Raw genomic sequence first — 10,674 nt, forward strand, 5'->3', positions numbered from 1 at the left:
GGCAAACTCGATCGAGCCGCTCTGCCCGAGCCTGGCAGGCCGGCCTGCGAGTACCGATTGCCGAGTACGCCGACCGAGCAGGGTCGTCGCGGAGGTGTTCGCCGACGTGCTCGGTGTCGCGCGGGTAGGAGCCGACGACAATTTCTTCGCTCTCGGTGGCGATTCACTTACGGCCGTCAAGGTGGTTGCCCGTGTCGGAGCGAGGATCGGTATTCGGATTCTGGTCCCGACGTTGTTCGATGCGCCGACGGTCGCCGGATTTGCAGCCGCGGCACCGGCGCAATCTGCTGGTGCAGATCCTTTGTGGGACAACGAAACACGGCAGACTTCGGAATTGTCGATCGCGCAGCAGCGGTATTGGTTCGAGAACCAGTTCGACACCGCGTCGGCGATCGACGACATTCCGCTTGCCGTAAGTCTGAGCGGTCGTCTCGATGTGTCGGCGTTGGCAGAGGCCGCGCAGGCTGTCGTGGAACGACACGAATCGCTGCGGACGTACTACCCGACCGGCTACGACGGGCCCTATCCGGTGGTGCTTGCCGCGGCCCGAGCGTTTCCCGAACTCGAGGTCGAAAGCGTTCCTGCACCGGACCTGCTCCGACGCTTTCTCGATCTCGCCCTCACGGGTTTCGACATCGCGTCGCAAGTTCCGTTGCGTGCGAGGCTTTTTCGAATCGAACCGGCCGATGCGGGGCCAGGTGTGGCAGCCGAGCCGTCGGAGTACGTGCTCGGTTTCGTCGCGCACCACATCGTCGCCGACGAACTTTCGATGCGCGGCCTCACAGCGGAACTGGCGGTTGCCTATGCCGAGCGTGCCGCAGGACCGCAGCCGACCTGGCGACCGCTGGACCTCAGCGATACCGCGTATGCGGAGTGGAACCAGGATCCCGCCGCAAGCTCGATCGGCATCGACGAACTGGCACAGCACATTCCGTTGGCGCCCGCGCAGGAAAGGATGTGGCACGACGTCGTCGGTAATCGCAACGGCGACGGGAACATGAAGGCTGCCTTCGAGATCGTCGACGAGATCGACACCCCGCACCTCGAAGCTGCCGTACGCGACGTGCTGGAGCGGCACGAGCCGTTGCGGACGCGGTACCCGTCGACGTGCTACGGACCTGCGCAGGTTGTCGACCCGATGTCCGACATCGTTGTGGATTTGGAAACAGTGCGGACGTCGGCGGTCGCGCTCGACAGTGCTATCGAGTCGTTCGTCCATCGTGGGTTCGATGTGACGATCGAGCTACCGCTGCGGCTACGGCTGTTCGAGACCGGGTCGCATCGCACCGTTCTCGTCATCGTGCTGCATCACATCTCGGGAGACGCATTCTCGTTCGGCCCTCTGCTTCGAGACATGCTTGTGGCGTACGACTCTCGCCGCAACGGTGTTGCGCCGCCGTGGCCCGCGCTGCCGCTTCGCTACCGCGACTACGCCATGGACAAACGCGCCGAACTCGGGGACGAGCGGAACGCTGACAGTCCCGCAGGCGCTGCGCTGCGGTACTGGCTCGCGACACTCGCGGACCGCCCAGCTCGGCTGAATCTTCCCACGGATCGACCGGTCGGGACGGTGCGGTGCACGGCGGGCGAAACGATCCCGTTCGCGCTGGACGGCCTGCTGCACGCGCAGCTTCTTGCCATTGCCGAACAGCGCGGAATTAGTCTGTTCATGGTTCTGCAAGCCGCGTTCGCGCTGGTCGTCGGTGCCTTCGGGGAAAGCTCCGATGTCACTGTTGCCACCTCGCTCGCCGGCCGTAGCGACGAGCGGCTCGACGATCTCGTCGGCAATTTCTCCGACGACGTCTTGATGCGAATCCGGTTCGACGACTCGGACCCCCTTGCGGAGTACCTGCGGGAGGTCCGCGAGGTAGTGTTCGGCGCTTTCGCCCATCCGGACACGTCCAACCCGCGTTTGCTTCGGGCGTTGCGGGAGCACGGCGCAGCAACGTCCGAACCGCTGTTCCGCGCCACGCTGATCCTGCACACCATCGTTGCCGACGCGCACGTGGTCGACGGTGTGGTCGGCTTGACTTCCTATCCCATCGCAGCGGTGCGGGCCAAACACGATCTGGAGTTCGCCATCCGCGACCACTACACCGCGGATCGCCGTCCGGCCGGTGTGGAAGGTGTGCTCATCTTTCCGCCCGCGGTGTTCGATGCAGCGACCGTCGGGCGTGTCGTAACGCACTTCGCGCGGGTACTCGAGGTTTTTGCTGCAGGTTTCGACGGGACTGTCGGCGAACTGCTTCGATCCTCTTCGTCGAGTGGTCGAGCCGACAGGCTCCGGACGGCGTGAGTCGAAGGAGGATTCCGTCCAGCTACGATGCCTGGATTCGAAGAAGTACCAACGTTAGGTGGATTTTCTGATGCGACGTTCCGCGTCCCGTCGATCGTCGATGGCTACGAAGAGCGCCCTGGTAGGCGCAGCGTTGCTGTTGCTCCCGCTCGTCGGAGCCCAAAATGCTGCAGGCGATCCCGTCATCGCGAACGGTGCACTGCTTGCGAACGTCACTCCCGCGAACGGCTCGTACGTGGAGAAGGTCGTCGTGCACGACAACCGCAACCTGTCGATCTATGTGCACTCGGCTTCGATGGACGAGACGTTCGAGGTCGAGGTGCAGCGCCCCGCTGACTCGAGCGTTCCGCGCCCGACGCTGTACCTGCTGAACGGTGCAGGCGGCGGCGTCGACGCTGCGTCCTGGAAACTGCGCACGACAGTCGGTGAGTTTCTCGACGACAAGAACGTCAACACGGTGTCGCCTCGTGGCGGAGCGTGGAGCTACTACACCGACTGGAAGAGCCCCGACCCCGTCCTCGGCACGAACAAGTGGAAGACGTTCCTCACACAGGAGTTGCCGCCGATCATCGACGCCGGCTTGGGTACCGACGGCAACAACGCGATCGCAGGCCTGTCCTCCTCGGGCACATCGGTCCTCAACGTCGCGCAGTCTTCGCCCGGTCTCTACAAGAGTGTCGCGTCCTACAGCGGCTGTGCGCAGACCGCCGATCCGATCGGTCAGGAGTTCGTGAAGCTGACGGTCGAAACCTGGGGTGGCGGCAAGGTGAAGAACATGTACGGTGCCGACAACGACCCGATGTGGGCGGAGAACGATCCCTACATCCATGCCGAAAAGCTGCGCGGTACCGCTCTGTACATCTCCAGCGGCAACGGACTGCCTGGCATCCATGACCAGGTCGGCGACCCGCACGCCCTACCGGGTGGCGAGGGCATTGCGAACCAGATCATCATCGGTGGGATCATCGAAGCGGCGACGAACTACTGCTCACACAACATGCAGAACAAGCTCAATCAGCTCGGCATCCCGGCGACGTACAACTTCCGTAACTCGGGAACGCACTCGTGGGGTTACTGGGAAGACGACTTCAAGTCCTCCTGGCCTGTGATCGCAGGCCCGTTGGGCATCTGAAACCGGCACCGAAAGCAAAACCGGCCCTTTGCTCACGTGAGCGAAGGGCCGGTTTCTTGCGGTTTTGTTACGGGCAGGGCGCGGAGTGTTTGTCCGCGAAACCCGGGTCGAGTGCTGTCTGAATCAGGTATATCGGGCGGGGCAGCAACATCAAACCGCTGTGGCCGACCGGACCGGGGCAACCGTCCTGTACCCAGATGTTGCGGACATTGCCACCGTCGGAAGCGAGGAACGTGCTTTCCGGCGGGGTGACGACGTCGTCGTCCTTCGCGGCAATGATCGTGTAGTTGATGCCGGGCATCGTTTCGCTCGTCGCGTTGAGGTCGTTGATGAGACGCGATCCGACGAGCTGCTGCCTGCCCGCGAGACCGAAGATGACCCAATTGATGACGTCGGCGCTGAGGCCGCTCTGCGCGAGCACGTTGTAGAGCTGCTGCTGACCGTTGAACGTGGTGCCGTGGTTGGTCGGGCCGAGCGCCACCAGTGAGCCAACCTTGTTGCGGGCGGGATCGCTGGTATCGGCACCACCGCCGAACTTGAGATACTGGCGCGCCACTACGCCACCCTGCGAGTGTCCGACCAGATCGACCTGGCCTGCGCCGGTGCGCGCGAGCACCGCGTCGACGAAGGTGGACAGTTCGTAGGCCGAGCGTTTGATGTCTGCTACACCCCAGATGATCTGCTTCGGGTTGTACCAGGTCGGTATGCCGCCGTAGTTGAGGGCGAAGACGCAGTACCCCTCCTCTTTCAAGGCGGGGGAGAGGACCGGGAACACCTGCTGCATGCTCGAACCGGTGCCGTGCACAAGCACGATCGGCCGGGGGTGTGCAGCAGTCGGCTTGCAATCCCAGTCGTTGCTACCTTCGGGCGGCGTGCCCATCAGGTCGTACCCGGGTACCGGTTCGGTCGCGCTGGTTCCGGGAACAGAGGGTCCGGGAACAGTGGGTTCCGCCGCGGCTGTCGGGCCCAATACCGCGGTTGCCGAGAGCGACACTGCCGCCGCTGCGGCTACGCAGAATAGTCGGGACAGCATGGTCATTGTTCTAGGCCTCCTGGAGCCGTGGGGTCAGCGAGCCATCGCCCCCGAGCTCTGGATGTCTACCACTAGCGGTGCTGTTACTAGTGGTGCTCATGGTATCAAAGGTACGAAATGTAAAGAGTTCGTTATGATAACGGTTCTTTTATTACAAATCGTTATGGACCTTCGTTCGCGGCCCGACTGTAGCCGCGAATGGCAGGGAGGGCAAAAATCGCCATAATCCCGACAGACCAAACGATCGTCTTCAAAAGGGGTTCCGCGACGGGTCCGCCGAAGGACAAACCCTTCATCGCGTCGATCGCGCAGGACATCGGCTGGTTCGCCACTGTGTCCTGTAACCACACCGGATAGGCGAAAACCGGCACGAATCCGGTGTTGAAGAACATCAGCAGCGTCACGACGATCGAGACGATGTCCACAAGGGGTGCTTTCGTCTTGACCGTGCCGAGTGTGGTGACGAACATCGCAAAGGCCATACCGAAGATGACGGGGATGGTGAGTAGCGCAAGAGCAGCGACCGGACCCTGATGGAAACGAAAGCCGAGCACGACGCCGACGGTGATGATGACAACCGTCGTGATGGTCATGCGGATGGCTTCGGCGAGCATTCGGCCGATCAACCCGGACGCGCGGTGGATCGGCAGGGTTGCGAACCGCGCGAGCAGACCCGACGACGCTTCGGCGTGCAACCCGATCGCGCTGACCAGCGACCCCGTCATGGCCGCGATGAGCGTGATCATGGCCGTCGTACCGAACACACTCGGTGCGCCGTTGCGGGTTGCGTTGGTGATCTGCTCGCCGAGCACCACCCAGAACATCAGCAGGGTGAGGGCGGGATACAGGATCGCCTGAACCGTAGTCGTGCTGTCACGGAGCCACATGAACAGCAACCGCTTGCAATGGATGAGGCTGTGCCGCACCAAGGCTGCGAACGAGTTTTCGGCAAGCCGATGGTGCACAGCAGGGAAGCGCACCTTCCGTTTTGCGGAGGTGGCTGTAGTCATTGGAGCGGGCGTCCCGGTCATTCGCGTCTCGGTCATTCGCGTCTCGTCCCTGCCCACAGGCCGAGCGGCACGAGTATCGCCGCCAAGGCTCCGAGCCACAGTAGTGCGGGCAACGCCACCTCGGCCGTCACTCCGCCTGCGGCAAGGTCACGCAGAACGTAGGCGAAATGTGTGATCGGCTGGTTGCGGACGAAAGGCTCGATCCAGTCCGGAAACCTGTCGACCGGCGTGAAGCCGGACGACAGCATGCCGAGGATGAGATACGGCAGCGTGATTGCCTGGCTGACCGCAGCGGGGCTCTTCGTCAACGTTCCGAGCGCATCCGCACCGAGCGAAAGCACGACACTGACTCCGAGCGCGAACGCGCAGAACAGCGCACCCTGCGCCACGTCGTTGAACCGGAAGCCGATCCAGTAGCCGTAGCCGATCGAGGCACCGAGCGCGACGGACGATCTGACGAACCCACTGACGATGCGCGCGCCGATCATTGCGAGCGGTGCGACAGGCATCGTTTGGATCCGAGCGGTCAGACCGGTCATCGCCTCGGCCGCCGACCGCTGTGCGGTCGACATCGCGGTGAAGCCCATCGACTGCAGCACGATGATCGGCATGACGTACTGCGCGTAGTCGATACCACCGAGCGACATGACGAACTTCAGCGGCAGGTAGAAGCTGAGGGTGAAGATCAGCGGAATGATGACCGCGATCAGCAATTCGCCCTTGAACAGCATCATCTTCAGCACGCGGGCGGTGAGCGTCCACCATTGCGACATGCCCGTAGGTTTCGGACGGTGCGTGAGGTCGTCACTCCAGATGGACGCCGACGCTAGTGTGGACGCCGTCACGAGTGGGTGCCCGCGTGGCCGGTGATCGACAGGAACACGTCGTCGAGCGAGGGGCGGCGAAGAGCGATATCGGCGAGTGAAATGCCCGCGGCATCGAGTCTGCGCAGCGCTTCCGACAGGGTGTTAGCGCCGTCGGGTGCGGGGATCGACAGGCGGTCGGACCCGTTCAGTTCGGCTCGAACCGTCGCGGGGACGAGCTCACCGAGTGCATCTGCTGCCGCGGCGACCTGTAGCGGATCGAGCGGTACGACCTCGCAGTAGGACCCACCTGTGCGGGACTTCAACTGATCGGCGGTGCCTTCGGCGATGACGGTGCCCTTGTCGATGACGATGATGTTGTCGCTGAGCTGATCGGCTTCTTCCAGATACTGCGTGGTCAGCAGCACGGTGATGCCCTGTTCCTTCAGCGCGGTGACCAATGCCCACACACCCTGGCGACTACGGGGGTCGAGGCCGGTGGTCGGCTCGTCCAGGAAGACGACCTCGGGCCGCACGACGAGTCCGCATGCAAGGTCGACGCGGCGACGCATGCCGCCCGAGTAGTCGTGCACCGATCGTCGGCCGGCTTCGACGAGGTCGAATTCTTCGAGCAGATCGTCGGCGCGTTTGCGCGCCGCGCTCTTGCGAAGGCCCATGAGCCTGCCGAAGAGTTCGAGATTCTCGCGTCCGGACAGGTTCTCGTCGAGTGCGGCGTATTGGCCGGTCATCATGATCGAACGTCGCACGGCAGGCGCATCGGAGGTGACATCGAATCCTGCGACGGTTGCACTGCCGGAATCCGGCCGCATCAGAGTCGACAAAATTTTGACCGTCGTCGTCTTGCCTGCGCCGTTGGGGCCGAGAATTCCCAGCACCTGACCGCGTGCGGCCGAGAAGCTGATGCCGTTGAGGGCGGAGACGTTCCCGAACGACTTGTATACGGAGTCGACGACGACCGCAGCATCCTGCAAGTAGGGCATTAACTCTCCACTGTCGGCCGATCTCGGGTGAATGGCGAGAGCCCCCCGCGTGCGCGATGTGCTCACGTCGCGAGGCTTCGTCGCTCGATGCTACCCGGCGTCAATCCCACATTCCGGTGGTCTCCAGGTGTGCGACCAAACGTTGCGCGCCGTCGTCGAAGTGCGAACGGGTTTCGGCACCCACCGCGACAGCGTCGCCTGCGGTGATCGCCGCGAGTAGGCGCGTGTGACTCGCGACTGCTTCGACACCCCACTCGGGCGCTGCGGAATAGAAGCGTGCCGGGGTGTATCTCGTCGCGCTGAGCAGGAACCAGGACAACTTGGACGCATTCGCGACCAGATTCAGCGTTCGGTGGAAGGTGAACTCGAGCGTCTCGATTCGTTCGACGTCGCCGTCGGACACTGCGCGCGCCAGTTGGTTGTTGATCTTCGTCAACTCGGCGATGGTTTCGGGGTCGGTTCGTCCGGTCGCTCGCACGGCCAGTTTCTGCGCGATCTCGCTTTGCAGCCAGAAGAGATCGGTGATGTCCGTGCGATCGAGCGGTGCAACGACGTATCCCCTGTGGGGGACCAGTTGGACGAGTCCTTCGCCGCGCAGCGTCAGCAGTGCTTCGCGTACCGGTGTGACGCTGACGCCGAGTTCGGCCGCCGTCTCGTCGAGTCTGACGAAGTCGCCGGGGCGGATCGACCCCGACATGATGAGGCCGCGAACGTGCGACGCGACGTCGTCGGAGAGTTGCGGACGCCGTCGTAACGCTCCGAGTCCTCGCGACGAAGACGGTACCGAGGCTGACATCGGTTTCTCCTTCGCTGAATTCGATTGGCGAACAAACGTTTTGCGTCGGTCGGGCATGATGGAGGTAGCGCGAAACCTTGGCGAGAGTCGAGAGCGCCACTAGTGTTGAACAGAGCAATCATTACATCACATCACATATATTTGATGTGATCGCCAGGGAGGGAGCCCATGACGGATTCGGCGCAGAATTCCCCACCCCAGACCGCACCGACAGCCACGTCGCTTACGGAGACCGAGCGGAAGAGGACCGAGCAGAAGAAAGCAGTGCCGAACGGCGTCGAGCATCGGTCGTCGGTTCTGACGTCTTACGATCCACGCACGAGCGAACTGCTCGGCGATTACGCGATGATGGGCGCCGACGAGGTCACCCGGACGATTCGTGAAGCCAAGTCGGCACAGAAGTGGTGGGCGGGACTCGGTTCGTCCGGACGCAAGCGCTGGTTGCTCGACTGGAAGAAAGCGATTGCCAAACGCGCAGTCGATCTCGTCGAAGTTGTCGTTCAAGAAACCGGCAAGCCACACGACGACGCCTGGCTCGAGGTGATGCTCGCCGTCGAGCACCTCGATTGGGCCGCAAAGAACGCGGGCAAGGTGCTCGATCGACACAAGGTTCGGTCCGGTCTCGTTGCACTGAATCAGGCAAGTTCGGTCGGCTACGAACCGCTCGGCGTGGTCGGTGTGATCGGGCCGTGGAACTACCCGGTCTACACGCCTATGGGATCGATCGCCTACGCGCTCGCGGCCGGAAACGCCGTGGTGTTCAAGCCGAGCGAGCTGACTCCTGGAACCGGAACCTGGCTTGCGGAGACGTGGCGCACGCTCGCCCCGAACCAGCCTGTCTTTCAAGTGGTTACGGGCGACGCCGATACCGGCGCGGCACTGTGCCGGTCGCGCGTCGACAAGGTCTCCTTCACCGGATCGGCCGCCACGGCGCGCAAGGTCCTCGCGATATGTGCGGAGTCGCTGACCCCTGCCGTCATCGAGGGCGGTGGCAAGGACGCCATGATCGTCGGCGGCGACGCCAAATTGGACGCCGCCGCCGAGGCCGCTGTTTTCGGTGGCATGGGCAATGCGGGTCAGACCTGCGTCGGCGTCGAGCGTGTGTACGTCGTCGAGACGGTTTTCGACGATTTCGTCGCATTGGTCGAGACGAAGGCCCGCAAACTGAAGCCGGGTGCGGACCGCGGCGCGGCGTACGGACCGATGACCCGCGAAGCGCAGGTCGAGGTGGTCCGAGACCACGTTCGTGACGCTCTCGACAAAGGCGGAACAGCGGTGGTCGGGGGCTTGGACTCGATACGTGAGCCCTATATACAGCCGATCGTGCTCGTCGACGTTCCCGAAGACAGCATCGCCGTCACCGAGGAAACGTTCGGGCCGGTGCTGGTGATCAACAGGGTCCGCGACCTGTCGGAGGCGATCGCACGGGCGAACGCAACGTCGTTCGCGTTGGGTGCATCTGTATTCACCCAGGACACCCGGACCGGTCAGTGGGTCGCCGAGCGGCTGCGAGCCGGTGTGGTCACCATCAACTCCGTACTCGGCTTCGCCGGCGTTGCGGCGCTTCCGTTCGGTGGTGTCGGCGACTCCGGTTTCGGGCGTATTCACGGCGCCGACGGGTTGCGGGAGTTCTCGCGGGTCAAATCGATTGCCAGACAGAAGCGTCGAGCGCCGCTGCATCTACTGACGATGGACCGCAAGGCGCGGCATCTGCGTGTGTCGAAGTGGGTGTTCAAGACTCGGCACACGCGGTAGGGGCTGTTGACGGATTGCCAATAAGCCGGGCAAAAACATTTCCGACCATGGCTGGCATGGTAGGAGATAAGGTTTCTTGCAATGACGTCAACGACTTTGATGCGAATTTTCGCGGTGTCGCAGGCCGTGATGTTGTCTGCCTGGTTCGGCATAATGATGTATTCCATCATCTTTGTGCAGCGTTTCCAGCTCCGGTCGGCCGATCCGGACGCCGTCGAGGACATCTTCCAGCAGATAGCCCACGGTGCACGGAAGATGGCCCTGCAGACGATCGCCGTAATCGCCGTCACCGGCACAGGGCTCGCTGTGACCAGGGTATTGATCACCCCTGGGCCCAGTGCCGAGTGGATCGTTCTGATGTGCGCGAAGCTTGTGCTGTTTCTCCTCGCGTGCGCCACATTCGTCTACCAGTCATGGTGGGTGTGGCCGAAACGGATATTCGCACCGCCGGACGAGATGCCAAGGGTGCGACGCGAATTCCTGGCCGCAGCCGTCGTCATCGCCGTCTCGCTCGGCTCGATGATCGCGGTCGACGTCCTTGCCGCGTCAGTGTGAAGCCCACAAGTTCGGAGGTCGAATGTCGGTCGATGTAGTGCGCTGCGACGTCGCCATTGTCGGTGCGGGCCTTGCGGGAATCAATGCGTTGTTCGTCGCCAGTCGCTACCTGTCCCGCGATCAGACTGTCGTCTTGATCGACCGCAGGAAGCGCTCCGGGGGCATGTGGCTCGACACGTACCCGTATGTGCGTTTGCACCAGCCGCATCGTCTGTTCACGGCCGGCAACATCAAGTGGACTCTCGGCGAGGACCGCCCACATCTGGCAAACCGGAACGAAGTGCTCGGCCACT

10 protein-coding genes are annotated in these 10,674 nt (G+C 63.0%); 5 read left to right on the forward strand and 5 right to left on the reverse strand.

The genetic code is table 11. From position 1 onward, the window contains the following. Positions 1 to 94 precede the first annotated feature (94 nt). Positions 95 to 2,296, forward strand: coding sequence for a condensation domain-containing protein (locus ACHIRB_RS09300; RefSeq protein ID WP_395126114.1), 2,202 nt, complete (start codon positions 95 to 97; stop codon positions 2,294 to 2,296). Positions 2,297 to 2,396: 100 nt separating this feature from the next. After that, positions 2,397 to 3,428, forward strand: coding sequence for an alpha/beta hydrolase (locus ACHIRB_RS09305; protein WP_395126113.1), 1,032 nt, complete (start codon positions 2,397 to 2,399; stop codon positions 3,426 to 3,428). 67 nt (positions 3,429 to 3,495) lie between these two features. Here ACHIRB_RS09305 and ACHIRB_RS09310 read toward each other — a convergent pair whose 3' ends face one another. The 5 genes from ACHIRB_RS09310 to ACHIRB_RS09330 form a co-directional block, all read right to left on the reverse strand. Next, on the reverse strand, positions 3,496 to 4,467 hold the full coding sequence (locus ACHIRB_RS09310; RefSeq protein WP_395126112.1) for an esterase/lipase family protein: 972 nt from the start codon (positions 4,465 to 4,467) through the stop codon (positions 3,496 to 3,498). A 155-nt stretch (positions 4,468 to 4,622) separates the two neighbouring features. Further along, entirely contained in the window at positions 4,623 to 5,471 is an 849-nt protein-coding gene (locus tag ACHIRB_RS09315) for an ABC transporter permease (protein ID WP_395112733.1), read from the reverse strand. 32 nt (positions 5,472 to 5,503) lie between these two features. Continuing rightward, complete coding sequence (locus tag ACHIRB_RS09320) at positions 5,504 to 6,244, reverse strand: ABC transporter permease (RefSeq protein ID WP_395112732.1); 741 nt, start codon at positions 6,242 to 6,244, stop codon at positions 5,504 to 5,506. A 68-nt stretch (positions 6,245 to 6,312) separates the two neighbouring features. Next, positions 6,313 to 7,275, reverse strand: a complete 963-nt coding sequence (locus tag ACHIRB_RS09325) for an ATP-binding cassette domain-containing protein (protein WP_395112731.1) — start codon at positions 7,273 to 7,275, stop codon at positions 6,313 to 6,315. 100 nt (positions 7,276 to 7,375) lie between these two features. Then, positions 7,376 to 8,071 carry a GntR family transcriptional regulator gene (locus ACHIRB_RS09330; protein WP_395126111.1) on the reverse strand — a complete coding sequence of 232 codons (696 nt, stop codon included), beginning with the start codon at positions 8,069 to 8,071 and terminating at the stop codon, positions 7,376 to 7,378. 168 nt (positions 8,072 to 8,239) lie between these two features. Between ACHIRB_RS09330 and ACHIRB_RS09335 the strand changes: the two genes are divergently transcribed. The 3 genes from ACHIRB_RS09335 to ACHIRB_RS09345 all read left to right on the forward strand — a co-directional run. Continuing rightward, the gene (locus ACHIRB_RS09335) at positions 8,240 to 9,826 is read left to right on the forward strand and encodes an aldehyde dehydrogenase family protein (protein WP_395126110.1); all 1,587 of its coding nucleotides are present in this window, start codon (positions 8,240 to 8,242) and stop codon (positions 9,824 to 9,826) included. 81 nt (positions 9,827 to 9,907) lie between these two features. Further along, on the forward strand, positions 9,908 to 10,381 hold the full coding sequence (locus ACHIRB_RS09340; protein WP_395126752.1) for a hypothetical protein: 474 nt from the start codon (positions 9,908 to 9,910) through the stop codon (positions 10,379 to 10,381). A gap of 22 nt (positions 10,382 to 10,403) precedes the next feature. Continuing rightward, on the forward strand, positions 10,404 to 10,674 hold a 271-nt coding region (locus ACHIRB_RS09345), incomplete at its 3' end, for an NAD(P)-binding protein (protein WP_395127676.1).

Source organism: Antrihabitans spumae (assembly GCF_043944905.1).
In the GTDB taxonomy this organism is placed as follows: domain Bacteria; phylum Actinomycetota; class Actinomycetes; order Mycobacteriales; family Mycobacteriaceae; genus Antrihabitans; species Antrihabitans spumae.

Coding starts and splice junctions, on each gene's coding strand:
- ACHIRB_RS09305 (WP_395126113.1), top strand. CDS start 2,397: ATGGCTACGAAGAGCGCCCTGGTAGGCGCAGCGTTGCTGTTGCTCCCG.
- ACHIRB_RS09310 (WP_395126112.1), bottom strand. CDS start 4,467: ATGACCATGCTGTCCCGACTATTCTGCGTAGCCGCAGCGGCGGCAGTG.
- ACHIRB_RS09315 (WP_395112733.1), bottom strand. CDS start 5,471: ATGACTACAGCCACCTCCGCAAAACGGAAGGTGCGCTTCCCTGCTGTG.
- ACHIRB_RS09320 (WP_395112732.1), bottom strand. CDS start 6,244: ATGTCGCAATGGTGGACGCTCACCGCCCGCGTGCTGAAGATGATGCTG.
- ACHIRB_RS09325 (WP_395112731.1), bottom strand. CDS start 7,275: ATGCCCTACTTGCAGGATGCTGCGGTCGTCGTCGACTCCGTATACAAG.
- ACHIRB_RS09330 (WP_395126111.1), bottom strand. CDS start 8,071: ATGTCAGCCTCGGTACCGTCTTCGTCGCGAGGACTCGGAGCGTTACGA.
- ACHIRB_RS09335 (WP_395126110.1), top strand. CDS start 8,240: ATGACGGATTCGGCGCAGAATTCCCCACCCCAGACCGCACCGACAGCC.
- ACHIRB_RS09340 (WP_395126752.1), top strand. CDS start 9,908: ATGACGTCAACGACTTTGATGCGAATTTTCGCGGTGTCGCAGGCCGTG.